Annotated in this window: 24 protein-coding genes; 15 read left to right on the top strand and 9 right to left on the bottom strand. The window is 55.1% G+C overall.

Translation table 11 applies throughout. The features are described 5' to 3' along the window. Window positions 1–417: a flagellar basal body rod protein FlgB gene (gene flgB, locus UR504_RS03435; protein WP_023311135.1), complete on the bottom strand. Its 417-nt coding sequence runs from the start codon at window positions 415–417 to the stop codon at window positions 1–3. 157 nt (window positions 418–574) lie between these two features. Here flgB and flgA point away from each other — a divergent pair, with 157 nt between their 5' ends. The 3 genes from flgA to flgN all read left to right on the top strand — a co-directional run bounded on the left by flgA (window position 575) and on the right by flgN (window position 2,051). Further along, a complete protein-coding gene (flgA, locus tag UR504_RS03440; RefSeq protein ID WP_115874724.1) occupies window positions 575–1,234 on the top strand; it encodes a flagellar basal body P-ring formation chaperone FlgA in 660 nt (219 codons plus the stop codon). 93 nt (window positions 1,235–1,327) lie between these two features. Further along, window positions 1,328–1,621, top strand: coding sequence for a flagellar biosynthesis anti-sigma factor FlgM (gene flgM / locus UR504_RS03445; RefSeq protein ID WP_023311133.1), 294 nt, complete (start codon window positions 1,328–1,330; stop codon window positions 1,619–1,621). Between the two features lie 4 nt (window positions 1,622–1,625). Then, window positions 1,626–2,051 (top strand): flagella biosynthesis chaperone FlgN, encoded by a 426-nt coding sequence (gene flgN, locus UR504_RS03450; protein WP_008500818.1) that lies wholly within the window; start codon window positions 1,626–1,628, stop codon window positions 2,049–2,051. Window positions 2,052–2,110: 59 nt separating this feature from the next. Here flgN and murJ read toward each other — a convergent pair whose 3' ends face one another. The 4 genes from murJ to rimJ form a co-directional block, all read right to left on the bottom strand. Continuing rightward, entirely contained in the window at window positions 2,111–3,646 is a 1,536-nt protein-coding gene (murJ, locus tag UR504_RS03455) for a murein biosynthesis integral membrane protein MurJ (RefSeq protein WP_127730382.1), read from the bottom strand. Window positions 3,647–3,775: 129 nt separating this feature from the next. After that, window positions 3,776–4,699: a Gfo/Idh/MocA family protein gene (locus tag UR504_RS03460; protein ID WP_302234725.1), complete on the bottom strand. Its 924-nt coding sequence runs from the start codon at window positions 4,697–4,699 to the stop codon at window positions 3,776–3,778. Between the two features lie 2 nt (window positions 4,700–4,701). Then, window positions 4,702–5,352 carry a YceH family protein gene (locus UR504_RS03465; protein WP_302234724.1) on the bottom strand — a complete coding sequence of 217 codons (651 nt, stop codon included), beginning with the start codon at window positions 5,350–5,352 and terminating at the stop codon, window positions 4,702–4,704. A 9-nt stretch (window positions 5,353–5,361) separates the two neighbouring features. After that, a complete protein-coding gene (gene rimJ, locus UR504_RS03470) occupies window positions 5,362–5,946 on the bottom strand; it encodes a ribosomal protein S5-alanine N-acetyltransferase (RefSeq protein WP_008500822.1) in 585 nt (194 codons plus the stop codon). A 236-nt stretch (window positions 5,947–6,182) separates the two neighbouring features. Here rimJ and mdtH point away from each other — a divergent pair, with 236 nt between their 5' ends. From mdtH to UR504_RS03515, 9 genes are all read left to right on the top strand, one after another. Then, window positions 6,183–7,391: a multidrug efflux MFS transporter MdtH gene (gene mdtH, locus UR504_RS03475; RefSeq protein WP_127730378.1), complete on the top strand. Its 1,209-nt coding sequence runs from the start codon at window positions 6,183–6,185 to the stop codon at window positions 7,389–7,391. Between the two features lie 123 nt (window positions 7,392–7,514). Beyond that, window positions 7,515–8,075: a lipoprotein gene (locus UR504_RS03480; protein WP_115874720.1), complete on the top strand. Its 561-nt coding sequence runs from the start codon at window positions 7,515–7,517 to the stop codon at window positions 8,073–8,075. Between the two features lie 126 nt (window positions 8,076–8,201). Next, the gene (pyrC, locus tag UR504_RS03485; protein ID WP_302234723.1) at window positions 8,202–9,248 is read left to right on the top strand and encodes a dihydroorotase; all 1,047 of its coding nucleotides are present in this window, start codon (window positions 8,202–8,204) and stop codon (window positions 9,246–9,248) included. A gap of 74 nt (window positions 9,249–9,322) precedes the next feature. Next, complete coding sequence (gene dinI / locus UR504_RS03490; protein WP_008500826.1) at window positions 9,323–9,568, top strand: DNA damage-inducible protein I; 246 nt, start codon at window positions 9,323–9,325, stop codon at window positions 9,566–9,568. Between the two features lie 273 nt (window positions 9,569–9,841). Beyond that, entirely contained in the window at window positions 9,842–10,096 is a 255-nt protein-coding gene (bssS, locus tag UR504_RS03495) for a biofilm formation regulator BssS (protein ID WP_008500827.1), read from the top strand. 116 nt (window positions 10,097–10,212) lie between these two features. Continuing rightward, window positions 10,213–11,331 (top strand): N-methyl-L-tryptophan oxidase, encoded by a 1,119-nt coding sequence (gene solA, locus UR504_RS03500; protein ID WP_302234722.1) that lies wholly within the window; start codon window positions 10,213–10,215, stop codon window positions 11,329–11,331. A gap of 60 nt (window positions 11,332–11,391) precedes the next feature. Further along, a complete protein-coding gene (locus UR504_RS03505) occupies window positions 11,392–11,505 on the top strand; it encodes a YceO family protein (protein WP_032639612.1) in 114 nt (37 codons plus the stop codon). 208 nt (window positions 11,506–11,713) lie between these two features. After that, complete coding sequence (locus UR504_RS03510) at window positions 11,714–12,280, top strand: cytochrome b (protein WP_111965848.1); 567 nt, start codon at window positions 11,714–11,716, stop codon at window positions 12,278–12,280. A gap of 1 nt (window position 12,281) precedes the next feature. After that, window positions 12,282–12,860, top strand: coding sequence for a YceI family protein (locus tag UR504_RS03515; RefSeq protein WP_133294157.1), 579 nt, complete (start codon window positions 12,282–12,284; stop codon window positions 12,858–12,860). A 41-nt stretch (window positions 12,861–12,901) separates the two neighbouring features. Here the strand turns inward: UR504_RS03515 and UR504_RS03520 are convergent, their stop codons facing one another. After that, complete coding sequence (locus UR504_RS03520; RefSeq protein WP_111965842.1) at window positions 12,902–13,951, bottom strand: rhodanese-related sulfurtransferase; 1,050 nt, start codon at window positions 13,949–13,951, stop codon at window positions 12,902–12,904. Between the two features lie 221 nt (window positions 13,952–14,172). On the opposite strand from UR504_RS03520, the gene UR504_RS03525 reads away from it, so the two are divergent. From UR504_RS03525 to UR504_RS03535, 3 genes are all read left to right on the top strand, one after another. Beyond that, window positions 14,173–15,099, top strand: a complete 927-nt coding sequence (locus UR504_RS03525) for a Kdo(2)-lipid IV(A) acyltransferase (protein ID WP_302234721.1) — start codon at window positions 14,173–14,175, stop codon at window positions 15,097–15,099. 140 nt (window positions 15,100–15,239) lie between these two features. Further along, on the top strand, window positions 15,240–16,457 hold the full coding sequence (gene mdtG / locus UR504_RS03530; protein WP_320739337.1) for a multidrug efflux MFS transporter MdtG: 1,218 nt from the start codon (window positions 15,240–15,242) through the stop codon (window positions 16,455–16,457). A 97-nt stretch (window positions 16,458–16,554) separates the two neighbouring features. Beyond that, the gene (locus tag UR504_RS03535) at window positions 16,555–16,929 is read left to right on the top strand and encodes a MysB family protein (RefSeq protein WP_115874714.1); all 375 of its coding nucleotides are present in this window, start codon (window positions 16,555–16,557) and stop codon (window positions 16,927–16,929) included. A 6-nt stretch (window positions 16,930–16,935) separates the two neighbouring features. Here UR504_RS03535 and UR504_RS03540 read toward each other — a convergent pair whose 3' ends face one another. The 3 genes from UR504_RS03540 to mdoG form a co-directional block, all read right to left on the bottom strand. Beyond that, window positions 16,936–17,163, bottom strand: coding sequence for a YceK/YidQ family lipoprotein (locus UR504_RS03540; RefSeq protein WP_302234719.1), 228 nt, complete (start codon window positions 17,161–17,163; stop codon window positions 16,936–16,938). An 84-nt stretch (window positions 17,164–17,247) separates the two neighbouring features. After that, on the bottom strand, window positions 17,248–19,776 hold the full coding sequence (mdoH, locus tag UR504_RS03545) for a glucans biosynthesis glucosyltransferase MdoH (protein WP_115874713.1): 2,529 nt from the start codon (window positions 19,774–19,776) through the stop codon (window positions 17,248–17,250). After that, complete coding sequence (gene mdoG / locus UR504_RS03550) at window positions 19,769–21,322, bottom strand: glucans biosynthesis protein MdoG (RefSeq protein ID WP_302234718.1); 1,554 nt, start codon at window positions 21,320–21,322, stop codon at window positions 19,769–19,771. Before mdoG ends, mdoH begins: the two co-directional genes overlap by 8 nt. Window positions 21,323–21,546: the final 224 nt, after the last annotated feature.

Below are 21,546 nucleotides of genomic sequence, written 5' to 3' on the forward strand. Positions count from 1 at the left end.
TCAGTTCCCCCCCTGCAGGACGTTCATCATGCCTTTGATTTGTCCGCCGAGTACGGTCAGGCCCGTCTGGTATTTCAGGCTGTTATCGGCAAACTGCGTACGCTCCCGGTCCATATCCACGGTGTTACCGTCGAGTGAGGGCTGATCGGGAATGCGGTAAAGTAAATCGGTCGCTGGCGCGGTCATCGCCTGAGCAGGAATATGGCGAGAGGATGTCATGGCGAGTGCAACACCCGTTCCTTCGGCACGTCCACGCTCCATCACCTTTTTGAGTTCACTGGAAAAATCAATATCGCGCGCCTGAAACCCTGGGGTATCGGCGTTAGCGATGTTGGCGGCTAAAATCTCCTGCCGCTGGGCGCGTAAGTTGAGCGCTTCCTGCTGAAAACGTAACGCGGCGTCGAGTTTATCGAGCATGTCTCCTCCGCTGATGGCAAAATTTCAGTTCACAGCTTAAATCTCACCCGGTCTCCCCTATCGACGGAATAAGCGCAAAATGCGTCGCTATTTATTGCGTTGATGCAAAACCACTGCAGGTAAAATTCATTCAACTCTGGAAACGGTGGAACTTGCGATGCAAACGTTAAAACGTGGCCTGGTGGCAGCTTTCTTGCTGTTTAGTCCTCTGGTGCAGGCTGATGGCTTACAGGATCGGCTGACGGCTTTTTTTGCTGAAAAACTGGCAGGCTTTAGCGATGACGTGACCGTTACCGTGCGCACGCCACCGAATCTGTACCCGACGTGTGACCAGCCGTCCTTCAGCGTGGTAGGGTTCACAAAGCTCTGGGGGAATGTGAACGTGCTGGCACGCTGCGCCAACGAAAAACGCTATTTACAGGTTGCAGTTCAGGCGACGGGCAATTATGTTGTCGCCGCCGTGCCCATTGCGCGCGGCAGCGTGCTGCAGACGAACAGCGTGACGTTAAAACGCGGGCGTCTGGATCAGCTGCCGCCACGCACCATGCTCGATATGAACCAGGCACAGGACGCCGTCAGCCTGCGTGATGTCGCCCCCGGCCAGCCGATACAGCTCTCAATGCTGCGTCAGGCATGGCGGGTAAAAGCGGGTCAACAGGTGATGGTGGTGGCCAACGGAGATGGCTTTAGCATCAACAGTGAAGGGAAAGCGTTAAACAATGCCGCGGTGGCGCAAAACGCCCGCGTCAGAATGTCCTCAGGCCAGGTGGTGAGCGGAACCGTCGATGCTGATGGGAATATTCTGATTAACCTATAATCTTTCTAAAGATTTCGCTGCGCGTGCCGATAAATATTCCACTAATGATGATATCAGGCGCAAACGCCGCGAACCCTCGATGAGGACAACACTATGAGCATTGATCGTACATCAGCCCTGAAGCCGGTAAGCGCTGTACAACCTCGCGAAACGAATGACGCTCCTGCGCAGAAAACGCGTCTGGAAAAACCGTCAACGTCCAACAGCACCAGCGTTACCCTGAGCGACGCGCAGGCAAAACTGATGCAGCCAGGCAGCAACGATATCAATATGGAACGTGTTGAAGCGCTGAAAACGGCTATTCGTAACGGTGAGCTGAAAATGGACACCAGCAAAATCGCTGACGCCCTGATTCAGGAAGCACAGAGTTTCTTACAGAGTAACTAACCGTATGAGTCGACTGTCAGAAATACTGGATCAAATGACGGTTGTTCTTAACGACCTGAAAACGGTAATGGACGCTGAACAACAGCATCTCTCTTCCGGTCACATCAACGGCAGTGCGCTGCAGCGTATTACTGAAGATAAGAGTTCACTCCTGGCGACGCTGGATTATCTGGAGCAGCAGCGCCGCGCTGAGCAGGATCCTAAGCGTAGCGCCAATGACGATATTATTGAGCGCTGGCAAACCATTACCGAAAAAACCCAGCATCTGCGCGATCTTAATCAGCACAACGGCTGGCTACTGGAAGGTCAGATTGAGCGTAACCAGCAGGCGCTTGAGGTATTGAAACCGCATAAAGAAACCGGACTGTACGGTGCGGATGGTCAGACAGCGACTGCGCGTATTGCGGGAGTTAAAAAGATTTCGATTTGACGCCTGAGCGACAAATCATGCAGCGGGGAGCACCATAAGGTGAACTCCCCTTTTGGCGTTTATGCCGTACGGCGGGCAAACTCTTTCACTTTGAACCCCAGCACCGCGAGCGTGGCAAAATAAGCCACCACCCCAACGCCTACCACGGCCATCAGCCGCATCAGACGGTAAGGCATGGTGCCCAGGGACCATTCCGGCATCACGTACATCATGCCAAGCAGCGCGGCAGACATTACCAGTACCGCAACGATCAGACGCGCCAGGAAACTCCCCCAGCCCGGCTGCGGCGTAAAAATATCCTGCTTGCGCAGCTGCCAGTATAATAGCCCGGCATTCAGACAGGCCGCCAGACCAATCGATAATGACAGGCCTGCATGCTTCAGCGGCCCAATAAACGCCAGGTTCATCAGCTGCGTCATAATCAGCGTCACGATGGCAATTTTTACCGGCGTTTTGATGTCCTGACGCGAGTAGAACCCTGGCGCCAGCACCTTGACGACGATCAGCCCCATCAATCCGACCGAGTAGGCAATCAGCGCGCGCTGGGTCATGGCAGCATCAAAAGCGGTGAATTTCCCGTACTGGAAGAGCGACACCGTTAACGGTTTAGCCAGAATACCCAGCGCCACCGCGCTTGGCAGGGCCAGCAGGAAGCAGAGACGTAATCCCCAGTCCATCAGGCGGCAATATTCATCGTGATTGCCGCTGGCAAAACTTTTCGACAGCGACGGCAGCAGAATGGTCCCCAGCGCCACGCCCAGCACCCCGGACGGAAACTCCATCAGACGGTCGGCGTAGTACATCCAGGAAACCGAACCGGACACGAGGAAAGAGGCAAAGATGGTGTTGATGATAAGCGAGATCTGGCTGACTGAGACGCCGAGAATGGCGGGCCCCATCTGCTTGATCACGCGCATCGCTCCGGCATCTTTGAAATTGATGCGCGGCAGCACCAGCATGCCGATTTTTTTCAGATGCGGCAGCTGGTACGCCAGCTGCAGCACGCCGCCGACGGTAACCGCCCAGGCCAGCGCCAGCACCGGCGGGTTAAAGTGCGGCGCGGCGAACAGGGCAAAACCGATCATGCTGACGTTGAGAAACGTCGGCGCAAACGCCGGGACAGAGAAGCGGTTCCAGGTATTCAGGACAGCCCCCACCAGCGAGGCCAGCGAGATGAGCAGAATATAGGGGAAGGTAATGCGCAAAAGCTGCGAGGTCAGGGCAAATTTGTCAGCCGTATCGGCAAACCCGGGCGCGGTCACCATAATTACCCAGGGCGCGGCCAGCATCCCGAGTACGGTCACCACAGCTAAAGCCAGCGTCAGCAATCCGGAGACATAAGAAACAAAGACGCGCGTCGCGTCTTCACCCTGCTTGCTTTTATATTCCGCCAGAATGGGCACGAATGCCTGGGAAAACGCCCCTTCAGCAAAAATACGACGCAGCAGGTTCGGCAATTTGAACGCGACGAAAAAGGCGTCCGTGGCCATCCCTGCACCAAATACCCTTGCCACAATGGCGTCGCGTGCAAAACCCAGCACGCGGGAAAACATGGTCATCGAGCTGACGGCCGCCAGCGATTTTAATAAGTTCATTAACGTGAATTTCCAGAACCATACGGATTTCCAGGACGGGCAAGCGTAAGCGCCACCCGGCAAAGCCTACAAGCGGCGCTTAGTCTACCCGGATTTCAACGAATTACTATCCGCAGATGTTACAGCGAGTTATTCACTCATGGCATCGCGCCAGAGCCTTTCTACAATGCGCTGCGCCATAATGGCCTGCTCGCCGGACGTTTCAGGAACCGTCTGATTTTGCACGCAGGTGATAAAGTGGCGGGCGCATCCTGCGAAACCGCGCTGCTCGAGGGTGCTCTGCCAGCCTGGCGCCGGGAGCGTCACCACGCCGTTGCCCTTCTCTTCCCGCCACTCGCGCATGTCCGTAATGTCGTACAGCGCGCCGTCGCTCACCGCCTGCACGGATTCACGCTGGCTACCCGCCCGACGGTGCATGCTGGTGGTAATCTGAAGATGCTCAACGGAAAAGTGGTGTTCAGCGTAGACCATTTGCCCCTGATCGTTTGTCACGAGGGTGCCGCTTTTCAGCTGCGCATTACCGTTGGTCAGCCACAGCGCCGTATCCACCACATGCAGGTAATCATCCAGAAGGGTGAACCGCAGATCGTTTGGCCCAATGCTGTCGGTACGGTGCTTATCCATTCGCAGCGAGGAAAGCGTGCCCGACTGTGCCTTAAGCTGCTGGTAAAGCGGCGCGAAGCGGCGGTTGAAGCCCACCATCAGCGTCAGTTTTTTGCGCGCCGCCAGTTCGATCAGACGTTCCGCGTCCGGAACATTTTCCGCCAGCGGTTTATCCACGCAGACGTGAACCCCCGCATTGAGCAGCTCGCTCACCACCTGATAGTGAGTTGCCGTTGAGGTATGCACAAAAACCGCATCACACTCGCGGGCCAGATCCTGCAGGGAGGCAGCGTACGGAATGCGCCAGGTTTCGCAGATACGTTCTGCCTTTTCTCGCGTGGGTGACCATGCCCCTTGCAGGGTCCAGTCCGTCGCCGCACCTAAAACAGGCAGCCAGGCTTTTTGCGCGATGCCGCCCAGCCCCACCACGCCTACGCGTAATTTTTTCACCGTCAGTCTCCCAGATGTGCCAGCAAGGCATCCAGACGCTGTTTCAGCCCGGCGACCTCTTCTTCCAGCGCTTCTACGCGCGCGGCAAGAGTGTCTGTGCCTGCTGAGGATATCGCGTCGCTCTCCACGGTAGCGACATCGACGTCGCCGCTGAACAGATGCATATAGCGGCTTTCACGTTTGCCCGGCTCGCGCGCCAGACGCACCACGTACGGGCCGTCTTCGCGAGAAGCCAGCCCTTCCAGGGTCTGCTCAACTTCCTGCATATCGCTGAACTCATGCATACGGGAAGCGCGCGTGCGCAGTTCTCCCGGCGTCTGCGCCCCGCGCAGCAGCAGCGTGGTGATGACCGCCACTTCCGCGCTGCTCAACTTCAGGTCACCGAATTCGGAGTTACAAAAGCGCTGTTCGTACTTGGTCACGCGGTTGCCGAAGCCGCTGACGGTGCGCAGATAGTGGCGTTTTACCAACGCATCCAGCACGCCCTGAACGTCATGCTCGCTGAGGTTCATCACCGGCTCGCGGTTGGTTTTCTGGTTGCAGGCCATGGTCACGGCGTTGACGGAGAGCGGATACTGCTCCGGCGTGGTGACCTGTTTTTCGAGTAAGCACCCAATCACGCGCGCTTCTGTACCGTTTAGCTGATACTTCATCTTTTCTCCTTAACGACCTGCGGTCCAGTCCCGGGTGGTTAACGCCGTCAGAACGTGGTCGCGCCACTCTCCGTCAATCAGCAGATAGTCTTTGGCGTAACCCTCTTTCTCGAACCCTAAACGCGCCAGCAAATTGCCGCTGCGCTGATTATGCGGCATATAGTTCGCCATGATGCGATGGATATGCTGCGTGCGTTGCATATAGCGGATCGCCACCGTTAACGCCTCGTACATCAGCCCCTGCCCCTGCCATTTCTGGCCGATGGAGTATCCAAGGTAGCAGGCGTGAAACGACCCGCGCACCACGTTTGAAAAATTGGCGATCCCGATAATCTCTTTCTCTTCGGGATCCAGCAGCGCGAAATAAAACGCGCTGCCCTGCTTGTGAAATTCCGTAATCATGCTGAGACGCGCCTGCCAGCCGGAAGGGTAACAATGGCTCTCATCCCGAACGGGTTCCCAGGGTTTTAAAAACTGGCGATTCTCGGCGTAATAATCCGCCAGACGCCAGGCATCACGCTCATGCACCAGACGAACGACCAGCCTGTCCGTTGTCAGACGCACTTTTGGCACATTACTGCGATAGCCAAACATCGATCCCACTCCTTCCCGTCACTTCTGCTTACCCATTAGCTTTACTATACCTGCGCCTGCGGCGTCTGTGAAAACAGTGACATACCATTTTGCTCGCTTTTCACTATTTTCGATGAGAACTCTCTATCAAAGCAGCCTTTTGATAAAAAAATATTGTCACGCCCGGGGGTGGGAAAAAACGCGGCGACACCGCAGAATGTTAGCGTGCTCACCATCTTATTTTCCCTGGAGGGAAAATGTCCCGCGTATCACAGGCCAGGAGCCTGGGTAAATATTTCCTGCTCGTCGATAACATGCTAGTCGTGCTCGGCTTTTTTGTCGTTTTTCCCCTTATATCGATCCGCTTTGTCGATCAAATGGGCTGGGCGGCATTAATGGTCGGCATTGCCCTGGGGCTACGCCAGTTTGTCCAGCAGGGTCTGGGCGTCTTTGGCGGGGCTATCGCCGACCGCTTTGGCGCTAAACCGATGATCGTTACCGGTATGCTGCTGCGCGCGGCAGGGTTTGCCACGATGGCGGTCGCCCAGGAGCCCTGGCTGCTCTGGTTCTCCTGCTTTCTCTCCGGCATCGGGGGCACGCTGTTCGATCCGCCACGTACCGCGCTGGTGGTGAAGCTTATTCGCCCTCAGCACCGCGGCCGTTTCTTCTCGATTCTGATGATGCAGGACAGTGCCGGGGCGGTTATCGGCGCCCTGCTGGGAAGCTGGCTGCTGCAGTATGACTTCCGTCTGGTCTGTGCGGCTGGGGCGGTGCTCTTTATTCTGTGCGCGCTGTTTAATGGCCTGTTCCTGCCCGCCTGGAAGCTGTCGACGGTCAAAGCGCCGGTCCGGGAAGGGCTTGGCCGGGTCCTGCGCGACAGGCGTTTTGTCACCTATGTGTTGACCCTGACGGGCTACTACATGCTGGCCGTACAGGTCATGCTGATGCTGCCGATCATGGTTAACGATATTGCGGGCACGCCTGCAGCCGTAAAATGGATGTACGCCATTGAAGCCTGCCTGTCGTTAACGCTGCTTTATCCAGTTGCCCGCTGGAGCGAGCGACGTTTTCGTCTGGAACATCGCCTGATGGCCGGGCTGTTTCTGATGACGCTGAGCATGATGCCGATTGGCCTGGTGAACACGCTCCAGCAGCTGTTTACGCTGATTTGCACGTTCTATATTGGCTCAATCATCGCTGAGCCTGCCCGCGAAACGCTGAGCGCCTCGCTTGCGGATGCGCGTGCGCGCGGCAGCTATATGGGGTTCAGCCGCCTGGGGCTGGCGCTCGGCGGGGCATTAGGTTACGCCGGGGGCGGCTGGTTGTTTGATGCCGGCAAAGCGTTAAATCAACCTGAACTCCCGTGGATGATGCTGGGCGCGGTGGGCTTTATGACGCTACTCGCCCTGTGGTGGCAGTTCAGCCAGAAACGCAGCGCGAGCGGCATGCTCGAGCCTGGCGCGTAGCCTTTCCCTCGGGCGGGAGCCTCTCCCGCCCCACTTCTCAGTTTTTTCTGCTGGTTTCTGCCCATTCACGCTGACATACTGGCGTAACAGGACAGAAGCGCCGATTTTTCGTTGAGGAACACTATGAAGAAAATTTTCTTTGCCGCTGCATTAGTTGTCAGCGGCCTGCTGGTTGGCTGTAACCAGCTCACGCAATATACCGTCAGTGAACAGGAAATTAATCAGGCGCTGGAAAAACATAACAATTTCTCGAAAGACATTGGCGTGCCGGGGCTGGCAGACGCGCATATCGTGCTCACAAACCTGAGTAGCCAGATCGGACGTGAAGAGCCAAACAAAGTCACCCTGGCCGGTGATGCGGACCTCGATATGTCCTCCCTGTTTGGCAATCAGAAAGCCAACATCAAGCTCAAGCTGAAGGCACTCCCTGTTTTCAACAAAGAGAAAGGGGCGATTTTCCTGCAGGAGATGGAAGTGGTCGATGCGCAGGTGTCTCCGGACAAGATGGCACCGGTTCTGCAAACCCTGATGCCCTATCTGAACCAGTCGCTGCGTAATTATTTTAACCAGCAGCCCGCGTACGTCTTAAGTGAAGACAAAAGCAAGGGTGAAGCCCTGGCGAAAAAATACGCAAAGGGCATAGAGGTGAAACCGGGCGAAATTATCATTCCTTTCACCGATTAAACTGAAGGGCGCTGCGGCGCCCTTTTTTTCACGGAAAAGTGTGCAAACGAAAACGTTTCCGCTTATGATTTGTGTCCGGCAAAAACAGCCATCCTTATGACTGATTCCTGACAAGCCGGAGCTTCCATGACTGCACAACCCCAGGTTCTTAAAATCCGCCGCCCTGACGACTGGCATATCCATCTGCGCGATGGCGATATGCTGAAAACCGTCGTGCCTTATACCAGCGAAATTTATGGCCGCGCGATTGTAATGCCTAACCTGGTTCCACCAGTCACCACCGTCGATGCCGCGATAGCCTATCGCCAGCGCATCCTGGATGCCGTGCCTGCGGGACACGATTTTACCCCGCTGATGACCTGCTATCTGACCGACTCGCTGGACCCGAACGAAGTGGAGCGTGGGTTTAACAAAGGCGTCTTTACGGCAGCGAAACTCTACCCGGCGAATGCCACCACCAACTCCAGCCACGGCGTCACCAGCATTGATGCCATCATGCCGGTTCTGGAACGCATGCAGAAACTGGGTATGCCGCTGCTGGTCCATGGTGAAGTCACGCACGCGGAGATTGATATCTTCGACCGTGAAGCCCGTTTTATCGAGACCGTGATGGAGCCTTTGCGCCAGCGCCTGCCCGCGCTAAAAGTGGTATTTGAGCATATCACCACCAAAGACGCGGCAGAGTACGTGCGTGACGGCAACGATCTTATCGCCGCCACCATTACGCCACAGCACCTGATGTTTAACCGTAACCACATGCTGGTGGGCGGGGTGCGCCCTCACCTGTACTGTCTGCCTATCCTCAAACGCAACATCCACCAGCAGGCGCTGCGCGAGTTGGTCGCCAGCGGGTTCTCCCGCGCGTTCCTCGGTACCGACTCCGCACCTCACGCCCGCCATCGTAAAGAGGCGAGCTGCGGCTGTGCAGGCTGCTTCAACGCCCCAACGGCGCTTGCCAGCTACGCAACCGTATTTGAAGAGATGAACGCGCTGGAACATTTCGAAGCATTCTGCTCCCTTAACGGCCCGCGCTTCTACGGCCTGCCGGTCAACGACACCTTCATCGAGCTGGAGCGGAAAGCGAGCCACGTTGAGGAGTCCATTGCCCTGACGAATGACACGCTGATCCCATTCCTGGCGGGCGAAACCGTAAGCTGGACGGTAAAACGTTAAAAAATCAATCCCCCTTGTTGTCAAACAGATAATATACCTGTATAAATAAACAGTATATTACACAGGGGGCATTTATGCGTATTGAAGTCACCATAGCCAAAACTACCGTTCTGCCTGCCGGCGCGCTTGATGCACTGGCAGGCGAATTATCCCGCCGTATTAACAACACCTTTCCCGATAACGCGGGCGCCGTAACGGTGCGTTACGCCGCGGCGAACAACCTCTCCGTCATTGGTGCTGCGAAAGAAGATAAAGATCGCATCAGCGAAATCCTGCAGGAAACGTGGGAAAGCGCAGACGACTGGTTTATCACAGATTAACACTGCTCCCTCATTGTGTTTTTTGCCGGGTCGCCCCGGCTTTTTTTTGTCTAAAAATCCTGCAAGTTCAAATTAATTCGGCATCTTCTTTAAGAATCGTGAACAAGATGGTGTTTTATTGTTCGAACAATCCTAAAAAGCAGAAAAATGTGTTGCCAGCTGTTTATTTTTCCCGTCGGAACCCTTATTACTTGGTATACTGAAGATGCTTTCAGAAAAACATGCATTGAACCTCAAAGCCGTTGTCTTCTAACACGCATTAAGGGGGTTATAATGGAAAAGAATAGTGAAGTGATCCAGACCCATCCACTGGTTGGCTGGGATATCAGTACCGTAGATAGCTACGATGCGCTGATGCTGCGTTTGCACTACCAGACCCCGAATCAACTCAACCGTGAAGAAGCGGAAGTTGGACAGACGCTGTGGCTAACAACAGACGTCGCCCGTCAGTTTATTTCTATTTTAGAAGCAGGTATTGCAAAAATAGAATCTGGCGACTATCAGGAAAATGAGTATAAACGGCACTAAGCTTATGCCCACTTTTCTCTCTACAGGCACCCTCGCGGTGCCTTATTTATTTCTCCCTTGTCTAACCCCGCGTTGTTAATTACTCTGCTAACAAAACGTCAGTTTATGAGATGCATATGAAATACGACTTAATCATTATTGGTAGCGGCTCCGTGGGTTCCGCCGCCGGTTATTACGCAACACAGGCAGGCCTGAAGGTCCTGATGATCGATGCCCACCTTCCTCCTCATTCAGAGGGCAGCCATCATGGCGATACCCGCCTCATGCGCCACGCGTATGGAGAAGGCGAGCGCTATGTACCGCTGGTGCTTCGCGCCCAGACGCTGTGGGACGAGCTGGCGAAGCAGACCGAAGAGCGTATTTTCGAGCGTACCGGCGTTATCAACCTTGGCCCTTCCCATTCTGATTTTCTCGCCAGCGTCGAGCGCAGCGCAAAAGCCTTTAATCTTGATGTCGAGAAGCTGGACGCGACGGGCATTACCGCGCGCTGGCCTGAAATTACCGTCCCCGACGATTACATTGGCCTCTTTGAAGCCCACTCCGGCGTGCTGCACTGTGAAACGGCGATCAAAACCTGGATCGATCTTGCCGCGAAAGCCGGCTGCGCGCAGCTGTTTAACTGTCCGGTAGAGGCCATAACCCATGACGATAATGGCGTCACGGTAACGACTATTGACGGCGACTATTCAGCGTCCCGCCTGCTCGTCAGCGCAGGAACCTGGGTCACGCGCCTGCTGCCGGAACTGCCTGTCCAGCCGGTGCGTAAGGTCTTCTCCTGGTTCCAGTCGGATGGGCGCTACAGCGCGCAGAATAAATTCCCGGCCTTTACCGGCGAATTGCCGAATGGCGATCAGTTCTACGGTTTCCCTTCCGAGAAAGACGCGCTGAAAATCGGTAAACACAACGGGGGCCAGGCTATCGCCTCCCCTGAAGAGCGTAAACCCTTCGGCGCCTGGCCACAGGATGGTTCAGAGGCCTTCTCGTTCCTGCGCAATATTCTTCCAGGCGTTGGCGGCTTGCTGTATGGCGCGGCCTGTACCTACGACAACACGCCGGATGAAGACTTTATCATTGATACCCTGCCGGGGCATGACAACGTCCTGCTGATTACCGGGCTGAGCGGCCATGGCTTTAAGTTCGCGTCCGTGCTGGGCGAGATCGCCGCACAGTTTGCCCAGGGCATCACGCCGCAGTTTGATCTGACGCCCTTCTCCCTCTCGCGTTTTAACGGATAATCCGCCACGGGCTCCGGACGTCCCGGAGCCCGTTTCATTTACACTGCATGTTGGGGCGTTATGCGCAGGATCGTTAACTTTCTTATGAATAATATTCGCGAGCATTTTATGCTCTATATCTTACTGTGGGCGCTGCTGGCCATTATTGATTTTGTTTACATCGTATTTTATTGAAAAGCATGATTGACAATAATTGACGTTTATTTAGGTTTGCTGAAACTCTCAATTTCATCTTGCACGAAGACATTGAATTACATTTATTGATCCTGTTCAAAAACGCTGAAATAAATAAAATAAAAATCAATAGACAATTATTTCAGTTGCAATATCACCTCTTCCCGTTCATTTTTACCTTTCGGTTAATATGAAAATGGACATTCTGATGCAATTGCGTAACTCCTCCCGGCGCTACGGAATAATATCCATAAGTTTGCACTGGATATTTGCTCTTGCCGTCTACGGTATGTTTGGACTTGGGCTCTGGATGGTCACGCTCAGCTATTACGATGGCTGGTATCACCAGGCGCCAGAGTTGCATAAAAGTATTGGTGTCCTGCTGATGCTGGGGCTGGTCTTCCGCGTGATCTGGCGACATATCTCCCCGCCGCCCGCCGCGCCAACGTCTCACAGCAAATTTACCCGCGTTAGTGCAGTCGCCGCGCATATTGCCCTCTATGCGCTGCTGTTTGCCATCCTGATTAGCGGCTATCTCATTTCGACGGCTGACGGTAAGCCGATTAACGTTTTTGGCCTGTTCGAGGTTCCGGCAACGCTTAGCGATGCCGGGGCGCAGGCCGATACGGCGGGGGTAGTTCACCTCTGGCTTGCCTGGAGCGTGGTGATCCTGTCCGTACTTCACGGGCTTGCCGCCCTCAAACACCATTTTATTGATAAAGACGATACGCTAAAGCGCATGCTTGGCCGCTCGTCAGTTGACTCTGGAGCATAAAATGAAAAAACACCTGCTGGGTATCGCCCTGGGTTCTCTGTTATTCACCGCCGGTAATGCCGTGGCGGCGGATTATAAAATTGATAAAGAGGGCCAGCACGCTTTCGTCAATTTCCGTATTCAGCACCTGGGCTACAGCTGGCTGTACGGCACCTTTAAGGATTTTGACGGCACGTTCACCTTTGACGAGAAAAATCCCGCGGCCGATAAAGTCAATGTGACGATTAATACGAACAGCGTCGACACGAACCACGCAGAGCGCGATAAACACCTGCGAAGTGGGGAGTTCCTCAACGTCGCGAAATTCCCGCAGGCGACCTTCACTTCTACTGAGGTGAAGAAAGACGGTGATAAGCTGAATATTACCGGCAACCTGACGCTTAACGGCGTAACCAAACCGGTCACGCTTGATGCTAAATTACTGGGCCAGGGTGACGATCCGTGGGGCGGTAAACGCGCAGGCTTTGAAGCGGCAGGGAAAATTCACCTGAAAGATTTTAATATCACAACGGATTTAGGCCCGGCGTCTCAGGACGTGGAGCTGATTATTTCCGTTGAAGGGGTACAGCAGAAATCATAATAACTTCGCCCGGCAGGTTTTCACCGTGCCGGGCGTTATTATCATTCCGGGTCAGGGATACCCAGTTTGGTATTCAGACGACCGCGTGATTTATTAAAAATCTTGTTGCCGTTTTCACGTCCTGCGCGACGGCGACGCTGCTCTTCTTCCGGCAGGATGCTCTCTTCACTGCACAGCTCGCTACAGCAGCCGTTAAACTTCTCGGCACAGGCCGGGCACTGAATGAACAGCAGATGGCAGCCGTCGTTTTTGCAGTTGGTGTGGGTATCGCACGGCGCGCCGCACTGATGGCACTGGGCAATAACGTCTTCAGAGATACGCTCACCCATCCGCTCGTCAAAGACAAAGTTTTTCCCGATAAAGCGTACCGGCAACCCCTGCTCACGGGCGCGACGAGCGTACTCGATAATGCCGCCTTCAATGTGCCAGACCTTATTGAAGCCGTTGTGCTTCATCCACGCGCTGGCTTTCTCACAGCGGATACCGCCGGTGCAGTACATAACGATCTTTTTATCTTTATGCTCCTGCATCATCTCAACCGCTTTGGGCAATTGCTCGCGGAAGGTATCAGCCGGGATTTCCATAGCGTTCTCGAAATGTCCCACTTCGTACTCATAGTGGTTACGCATATCAATGAATACGGCATCCGGATCGTCCAGCATCGCATTCACTTCCGCCGCCTTCAGGTATTCACCGACGTCCGACGGGTTAAACTCAGGATCGTCGATACCGTCCGCCACGATGCGTTCACGCACCTTCATGCGCAGCACCCAGAAGGATTTCCCGTCATCATCCAGGGCAATGTTCAGGCGTAAGCCGTCGAGTGCAGGGTCAAACTGATAAAGTACGTCACGGAAGGCGCTGACTTTGCTTTCCGGTACGCTAATCTGCGCGTTGATGCCTTCACGAGCAAGGTAGACGCGGCCGAAGACGTTAAGCGCCGTGAACGCCTGATAAAGCGCATCGCGGGTCGCCTGCGGATCGTCGATCGTGAAGTATTTATAGAATGAGATGGTTGTGCGCGGTTCGGTTTCAGCCAACATACGCGCTTTTAACATCTCATTCGAAACGCGGTTATGTAACACTGGCATGGTGTACTGTCCTGGATTCGTTAGAGAGAATGAAAAATCGGTCGGCATCATATAGCAAACAAAACCAATTTACATCCACACAATTTACGCTACATTTCACACACCCTGATTAATCAGGCTTAACAATTGCTGTATTCGTGCACGCTTCGAAAGCAGATATTTTGGCTACGTCTCAAAAAATGAGACACTAGCAAAACAGGACGTTTGAACACAGGAAAGACATGACCCAGTTACCAAAATTTACTGCCGCCCTTTTGCATCCCCGCTATTGGTTGACCTGGCTTGGCATCGGCTTTTTATGGCTTCTGGTACAGCTTCCCTACCCTGTTATTTTTCGGTTGGGTAAATTTCTGGGCCGCTTCGCGCAACTGTTTATGAAACGTCGAGCCAGAATCGCGTACCGCAATCTTGAGCTGTGTTTTCCGCAGATGAGCGAGTCAGAGCGTCACGATATGGTCGCGAAGAATTTCGAATCCGTCGGGATGGGCCTTATGGAAACCGGCATGGCGTGGTTCTGGCCGGACAAACGCATGGCTCGCTGGAGCGAGGTGACGGGCACCGGCATGGATCCGGTGCATACGCTTCAGGCCAACCAGACGGGCGTTCTGCTGATCGGCGTCCATTTCCTGACGCTCGAAATCGGGGCGCGCATGTTCGGCATGCAGGCGCCGGGCATTGGCGTTTATCGCCCTAACGATAACCCGGTCATCGATTTAATCCAGACCAATGGCCGCATGCGCTCCAACAAAAGCATGATCGACCGTAAAGATCTGAAGGGAATGATCCGCGCGCTGAAATCCGGTGAAGTGGTCTGGTACGCCCCCGACCACGACTATGGCCCGCAGGCCAGCGTATTTGTCCCCTTCTTCGCCGTTGAAGAGGCCGCCACAACGACCGGAACCTGGATGCTGGCGCGGATGTCCAAAGCCGCCATCGTGCCTTTTGTTCCCCGCCGTAAGCCGGATGGTTCAGGCTACGAGCTGATGATGCTGGAGCCGGAACTCGCGCCGCCGCTCGACGATGCGGAAACGACCGCGCGCTGGATGAACGGCGTTGTGGAGAAGTGCATTATGCTGGCGCCCGAGCAGTACATGTGGTTGCACCGCCGCTTTAAAACGCGGCCACAAGGCACGCCGTCTCGCTATTAATTCTCATGCGGCCCTCAGGGCCGCATGCTGTTTTAGCTTTAAAAGCTCCCCCTCATTGCGGCATTCATAACCCAGGCGCATAATTAGCAGGCTTATTACTTCATGCTTCAGGTGCTCGGCACCTCATTATGCGGATTGTTATGTCACCCTCAGATGCCCCCATAAACTGGAAGCGTAACCTCACGGTTGCGTGGCTTGGCTGTTTCCTCACCGGCGCGGCGTTTAGCCTGGTTATGCCTTTCCTGCCGCTCTACGTCGAACAGCTGGGCGTGACGGGCCACAGTGCGCTCAATATGTGGTCCGGCCTGGTATTCAGCATCACGTTCCTGTTTTCCGCGATAGCCTCACCCTTCTGGGGCGGCCTTGCCGACCGCAAGGGGCGAAAAATCATGCTGCTGCGTTCGGCGCTGGGGATGGCCATCATCATGGCGCTGATGGGCGTGGCGCAAAACGTCTGGCAGTTCCTGATTTTGCGCGCGCTGCTGGGCCTGCTGGGAGGATTTATTCCCAACGCGAACGCCCTGATTGCCACACAAATTCCCCGCCATAAAAGCGGCTGGGCGCTGGGCACGCTCTCAACCGGCGGCGTGAGCGGTGCCCTGCTGGGGCCACTGGCCGGCGGACTCCTGGCCGATAGCTATGGACTGCGGCCGGTTTTCTTTATCACCGCCAGCGTGTTGTTCCTGTGCTTCATCGTCACCCTGCTCTGTATTCGTGAAAACTTCACGCCTGTCGCCAAAAAAGAGATGCTCCACGCCAGGGAAGTGCTGACCTCGCTCAAAAATCCCAGACTGGTGCTGAGCCTGTTCGTGACGACAATGATTATCCAGGTGGCTACCGGGTCGATTGCCCCTATTCTGACGCTTTACGTTCGCGATCTGGCGTGTAACGTCAGCAATATTGCGTTCATCAGCGGACTCATTGCGTCCGTACCCGGCGTGGCGGCGCTGCTGAGCGCCCCGAGGCTCGGAAAACTGGGGGACCGGGTGGGTCCGGAAAAAATACTGATCTGCGCGCTGGTGATTTCCGTCCTGCTGCTTATCCCGATGTCGATGGTGCAAACGCCATGGCAGCTGGGCGTCCTGCGCTTTTTACTGGGAGCCGCCGACGGCGCGTTACTGCCCGCCGTACAGACCCTGCTGGTTTACAACTCCACGAACCAGATTGCCGGGCGCATTTTCAGCTATAACCAGTCATTCCGGGACATCGGTAACGTCACCGGACCGCTGCTCGGGGCTGGGGTCTCCGCCAGCTTCGGTTTTCGCGCCGTCTTTATCGTGACGGCGGGCGTCGTGTTGTTCAATGCCATTTATTCATGGTTTAGTTTATCCCGCGCGTTACGGCCGGTGACGGAATAAGACGAACGCCTGACAGCTTATTTTCGTATTCATACTTGCAGAATCAGATATTCAGCTATTCTTTCCCTGAAACCTTCTGGAAAACAGGGAGACACCAATGACCATGTACGCCACGCTGGAAGAAGCTATTGATGCCGCTCGTGAAGAGTTCCTCGCCGACAACCCCGGCGTTGAAGAAGAAGATGCTGACGTGCAACAGCTTAATATCCAGAAATACGTTCTGCAGGATGGGGATATTATGTGGCAGGCCGAATTCTTTGCCGATGAAGGTGAAGAAGGGGAATGTTTGCCGATATTAAGTGGTGAAGGTGCGCAGGCCGTCTTTGACGGCGACTATGAAGAAATCGAACTTCGGCAGGAATGGCTGGAAGAGAACACCCTGCACGAGTGGGATGAGGGTGAGTTTCAGCTCGAGCCGCCGCTTGATACGGAAGAAGGTCAAACCGCAGCCGATGAGTGGGACGAACGTTAATTTAGGTTATTCGTAAGGGCCGTGGCTGGCATCAATCGGCAGCAGCAGCGTGTCGAAAATCAGCGAGAACGGCAGATCGAGCACGGTCAGGTAGCGCCATGCGGAATCACGGAGATCCCATTTCACGCCAGGGTAATACTGATTCCCGTGGCCTTGCCCTGGAATGGTGCGACTGTTGATACTGCCGCAGCCGCTGAGCAGGCATGCCATCAGTACGACGATGATTATTTTCATGAGTAACCTCTAAAAAAATACCGGCGATTAAGCCGGTATTTTATTTGGCGGGAGTCGCTTCGCTTACCCGCCCTACTTAACAACTTACTTCGCCTTCAACGCCAGCGGGTTAAGTTTCAGTTCCTTATAGTAGTTTACCCACGAAGAGTATCTCTCCGGAGCGGACCACACGCGGTAGTGAAGACGCGCCATCGTGACCGGGTCGCTCAGCAGGACCAGACGACGGTCGCGGTTGAGTTTTTCCGGAGTCTCGTTAAGCGCCTGCTCAACGTGACGATCGCGGGCAATCTCCAGCACCTGGCTTGCGCGGTGACGCGCCGTCGCCATAGCCGTTGCCAGGGCGTTGAATGACGGGTTAAACACGGCGTGCATGAAGCCGTCATCCAGCGTGCGATTGCGGTTCTGCTCCAGGTAACGATCCGTATCCACCAGCACCTGCGGCGGGGAATACTCTTCCGGGATCAGGAACAGCTTCCAGCGTTTGGTCCGCAGCCCCACCGTCGAACGGCTGGAGATCACGGAGACAAACGGCGACAGGATCAGCGAGAAGACAATCGGCGCCAGCCAGAACAGGAAACGCAGATCCAGCCACGCCATCCCGGCCGCCCACACCAGACCCAGCAGCAGCTGAGAACCATGGCGCATAAAGGCTTCGCTCCACGGCGTGGAGTCGTCATCACGCTGCGGTGAGTTCCAGACCACCTCCCAGCCCAGGAATGCGCTGACCACGAACACGGTGTGGAACAGCATACGCACCGGCGCCAGCAGCACGGAGAACAGGACTTCCAGCAGCAGTGAAAGGGTCACGCGGAAGAAACCGCCGTACTCTTTCGAGCCTTTGCACCAGATCAGGATGATGCTGAGCAGCTTAGGCAAGAACAGCAGCACCATGGTCGAGGCAAACAGCGCGATCGCCAGCTCCGGACGCCACTGCGGCCAAACCGGGAACAGCTGCCGCGGTTGCAGGAAGTATTGCGGCTCCGTCAGGGCATGGACGACCTGCAGCGCGGTGGAGAGCGCAAGGAACATAAACCACAGCGGTGCGGAGAGATACGACATCACGCCGGTCAGGAACACCGCACGGTGAACCGGGTGCATCCCTTTAACAAGGAACAGGCGGAAGTTCATCAGGTTACCATGACACCAGCGGCGGTCACGCTTGAGCTCGTCCAGCAGGTTCGGCGGCAGCTCTTCGTACGATCCCGGCAGGTCGTAGGCAATCCAGACGCCCCAGCCAGCACGACGCATCAGCGCCGCTTCTACGAAGTCGTGCGACAGAATAGAGCCGGCAAACGAACCCTCGCCCGGCAGCGGCGCCAGCGCACAGTGCTCAATGAACGGCTTCACGCGGATAATGGCGTTGTGCCCCCAGTAGTGCGATTCACCCAGTTGCCAGAAGTGCAGACCTGCCGTAAACAGCGGCCCGTAAACACGGGTGGCGAACTGCTGGCAGCGTGCATAAAGGGTGTCCATTCCGGACGCTTTTGGTGAGGACTGGATAATACCCGCGTTCGGGTTGGCTTCCATCAGACGCACCAAACCACTCAGGCAATCTCCGCTCATGACGGAGTCTGCATCCAGCACGACCATGTAGCTGTACTGGTTACCCCAGCGACGGCAGAAGTCATCAATGTTACCGCTTTTACGCTTCACACGACGACGACGGCGGCGGTAGAAGATCTGGCCTTCGCCCTGCACTTCCGCAATCAGCTCCATCCAGGCTTTTTGCTCTGCCACGCAGATATCGGGGTTATAGCTGTCGCTCAGGATGTAAACGTCGAAATGCTCCGCGTTGCCGGTGGCCTTTACGGACTCCCAGGTTGCACGCAGCCCCGCGAATACGCGGTCAACGTCTTCGTTACAGATAGGCATAATCAGCGCGGTACGGTGCTCAGGATTGAGGGGTTCATTCCCGACCGTTGATGCTGAAATGCTGTATTTGTCACGCCCCATCAGCAGCTGCAGGAAGCCCATCAGCGCGGTCCAGAAGCCGGCTGAGACCCAGCAGAAGAGAACCGCGAACAGCAGAAGGATGCCGCTCTGCAGGATGTACGGCAGCAGCTGCATGAAGGAGACCCAGAGATCCTGGCCCATCATGTCCGTCGGGTTTATGAATGCCCAGCCCTGATACGGCAGGATGGTTTTCATATACCAGGTCGCGACGACCGTCTGCGCAAGCGTCAGAAGCAGCAGGATATAGCGACGGATTGTCCCCACGGTACGCCATTTCTGTTCAGACGCCTGCTCTTCTTTCGTCAGGCGTGACAGATAGCGCGGCGTCACATCACGTCCACGCAGGCGATCCCAGAAGCGACCCACCGGGTTGGTGCGCCACGGATCGGGGAACATAGAGGAACGCGTGGCCTTCGGCATCGCCTGAAGCTGATCGCGTCCTTCATCGTCTTTAATCAACTGCCCTTCCGCCAGCGAGTCCGGCCAGGCCTGCTCCAGACGCGCCTTGACTGACCCAAGCGGCGTATCATCATCGCGGGAAAACTGACGATGTTCACCATCCAGCGCGGTGTGAACCGCGCGGATGTCGCTCTTAGGCAGTGCCGCTTTTTCGATATCCGTCAGCGGCATGGCATCAATATATTCAGATGTATTATTCATTGGCAGGTAGCTGATAGCTCCAGGTTTCACTCAGCGGCTGATCGTTACTGACCAGCGCAGCACGCATTTCAGTGGTCTGTTTCGGATCTTTCACTTTCACGCGCAGGGTCAGACGCCAGCCTTTGGTTACCGGGTTGTAACGCACGGTATTCTCAACGATTTCACCGTTATCACCGATGCTGGCCTGAGCGGCAACGGCGGTGTCCGGTGCCAGTTTCTTCATATCCTGGCCCGTGAAGTCCACGACAAACGCCACGGTGCCGTCAGGCTGACGGATAAGATTTGACTGCTTCACATCACCCGTTGAGCGGCGAGTCTGCATCACATACGCGTTATCCGGCGCATGCAGCTTATCTTCGTCGCGGCTGAAGGTAATGGTGTACTTGAAGTTCATCTCTTTACCGGCTTCCGGCAGCTGATCCGGTGTCCAGTAAGCAACGATGTTATCGTTGGTTTCGTCGTTGGTTGGAATTTCTACCAGCTCGACCTTACCTTTACCCCAGTCACCGTTTGGCGTGACCCAGGCGCTTGGACGCTGGTCATAGCGATCGTCCAAATCTTCAAAACGGGAGAACTGACGACCACGCTGCAGCAGGCCAAAACCTTGTGGGTTTTCCATCGCGAAGCTGCTCACCGCCAGATGTTTCGGGTTATTCAGCGGACGCCAGATCCACTCACCGTTACCGGCATGAATCGACAGACCGTTGGAGTCGTGCAGTTCCGGGCGGAAGTTGGTTGCTGGTGACGGCTGGTTCGGCCCAAACAGGAACATGCTGGTCAGCGGCGCAACGCCCAGTTTGCCCACTTTATCACGCAGGTAAACCTTAGACTGTACGTCAACCACCGTGTCGCGGCCCGGCATAATCACAAAGCGATAGGCCCCGGTCGCACGCGGCGAATCCAGCAGCGCGTAGATAGTCAGACGTTTATCCGTTGGTTTTGGACGTTCAATCCAGAACTCACGGAAACGTGGGAACTCTTCACCTGATGGCAGCGCGGTATCAATAGCCAGTCCGCGCGCAGAAAGCCCGTATACCTGCCCCGCGCCAATCACGCGGAAGTAGCTGGCACCAAGCATGCTGACGATTTCGTCGTTTTTATCTTTGCTGTTGATCGGGTAAAGCACCTTAAAGCCTGCGAAGCCCAGGTCTTTCACCGTATCTTTGTCGTGTTGCACATTGCCAAAATTGAAGTAATCCGGGCTGTATTTGATCTTACGTACCGCTGTTGCCGTCACTTCATTGATGGCAACAGGCGTGTCGAAGTACATACCCTGATGATAAAACTCAAGCTTGAACGGGGTTTTAATATTGCTCCAGTACGCTTTGTCGTGATTGAACTGGATCTGCTGATAGTCCGCATACTTCATGTCGCGGAAAACGGAGGGCAAGTTACTTTTCGGCGCTTCGTAGCTCTTGCCTGCCATCGATTTTGCCTGTTTTGCGACATCGTCGATGTTAAAGGCCAGTGCCGATGAGGTATACAGTGATAACACCACTACAGCACCCAACCAACGCATTTTCATCATCTGTGGTTTATGTTTCATAATAAGTAAGCACTTCCCCCTTTGTGTGCTTATATCGATCCGATCCATTTTAATGGAAACTCAGGCAATCCGACAACATTATCACTGCTTTGTTCAGCTGCTGGCTCATGGATTAAGCAAATGAAAGAACCCGCTATTCACTTTGCGTGCTTATCCTGGAGACAGGGTGTCGGTCTTGGTGTAGGGTTGGCTTCGAATGTAACCATTATGAGTCTTAGGGATAA

The organism is Enterobacter sp. 241F3 (assembly GCF_034106785.1).
Lineage (GTDB): Bacteria > Pseudomonadota > Gammaproteobacteria > Enterobacterales > Enterobacteriaceae > Enterobacter > Enterobacter vonholyi.

What these genes read in the sequence shown, in the direction of transcription:
- flgB (WP_023311135.1), bottom strand. Translation starts at nt 417, where the DNA reads ATGCTCGATAAACTCGACGCCGCGTTACGTTTTCAGCAGGAAGCGCTC.
- flgA (WP_115874724.1), top strand. Translation starts at nt 575, where the DNA reads ATGCAAACGTTAAAACGTGGCCTGGTGGCAGCTTTCTTGCTGTTTAGT.
- flgM (WP_023311133.1), top strand. Translation starts at nt 1,328, where the DNA reads ATGAGCATTGATCGTACATCAGCCCTGAAGCCGGTAAGCGCTGTACAA.
- flgN (WP_008500818.1), top strand. Translation starts at nt 1,626, where the DNA reads ATGAGTCGACTGTCAGAAATACTGGATCAAATGACGGTTGTTCTTAAC.
- murJ (WP_127730382.1), bottom strand. Translation starts at nt 3,646, where the DNA reads ATGAACTTATTAAAATCGCTGGCGGCCGTCAGCTCGATGACCATGTTT.
- UR504_RS03465 (WP_302234724.1), bottom strand. Translation starts at nt 5,352, where the DNA reads ATGAAGTATCAGCTAAACGGTACAGAAGCGCGCGTGATTGGGTGCTTA.
- rimJ (WP_008500822.1), bottom strand. Translation starts at nt 5,946, where the DNA reads ATGTTTGGCTATCGCAGTAATGTGCCAAAAGTGCGTCTGACAACGGAC.
- mdtH (WP_127730378.1), top strand. Translation starts at nt 6,183, where the DNA reads ATGTCCCGCGTATCACAGGCCAGGAGCCTGGGTAAATATTTCCTGCTC.
- UR504_RS03480 (WP_115874720.1), top strand. Translation starts at nt 7,515, where the DNA reads ATGAAGAAAATTTTCTTTGCCGCTGCATTAGTTGTCAGCGGCCTGCTG.
- pyrC (WP_302234723.1), top strand. Translation starts at nt 8,202, where the DNA reads ATGACTGCACAACCCCAGGTTCTTAAAATCCGCCGCCCTGACGACTGG.
- dinI (WP_008500826.1), top strand. Translation starts at nt 9,323, where the DNA reads ATGCGTATTGAAGTCACCATAGCCAAAACTACCGTTCTGCCTGCCGGC.
- bssS (WP_008500827.1), top strand. Translation starts at nt 9,842, where the DNA reads ATGGAAAAGAATAGTGAAGTGATCCAGACCCATCCACTGGTTGGCTGG.
- solA (WP_302234722.1), top strand. Translation starts at nt 10,213, where the DNA reads ATGAAATACGACTTAATCATTATTGGTAGCGGCTCCGTGGGTTCCGCC.
- UR504_RS03505 (WP_032639612.1), top strand. Translation starts at nt 11,392, where the DNA reads ATGCGCAGGATCGTTAACTTTCTTATGAATAATATTCGCGAGCATTTT.
- UR504_RS03510 (WP_111965848.1), top strand. Translation starts at nt 11,714, where the DNA reads ATGCAATTGCGTAACTCCTCCCGGCGCTACGGAATAATATCCATAAGT.
- UR504_RS03515 (WP_133294157.1), top strand. Translation starts at nt 12,282, where the DNA reads ATGAAAAAACACCTGCTGGGTATCGCCCTGGGTTCTCTGTTATTCACC.
- UR504_RS03520 (WP_111965842.1), bottom strand. Translation starts at nt 13,951, where the DNA reads ATGCCAGTGTTACATAACCGCGTTTCGAATGAGATGTTAAAAGCGCGT.
- UR504_RS03525 (WP_302234721.1), top strand. Translation starts at nt 14,173, where the DNA reads ATGACCCAGTTACCAAAATTTACTGCCGCCCTTTTGCATCCCCGCTAT.
- mdtG (WP_320739337.1), top strand. Translation starts at nt 15,240, where the DNA reads ATGTCACCCTCAGATGCCCCCATAAACTGGAAGCGTAACCTCACGGTT.
- UR504_RS03535 (WP_115874714.1), top strand. Translation starts at nt 16,555, where the DNA reads ATGACCATGTACGCCACGCTGGAAGAAGCTATTGATGCCGCTCGTGAA.
- UR504_RS03540 (WP_302234719.1), bottom strand. Translation starts at nt 17,163, where the DNA reads ATGAAAATAATCATCGTCGTACTGATGGCATGCCTGCTCAGCGGCTGC.
- mdoH (WP_115874713.1), bottom strand. Translation starts at nt 19,776, where the DNA reads ATGAATAATACATCTGAATATATTGATGCCATGCCGCTGACGGATATC.
- mdoG (WP_302234718.1), bottom strand. Translation starts at nt 21,322, where the DNA reads ATGAAACATAAACCACAGATGATGAAAATGCGTTGGTTGGGTGCTGTA.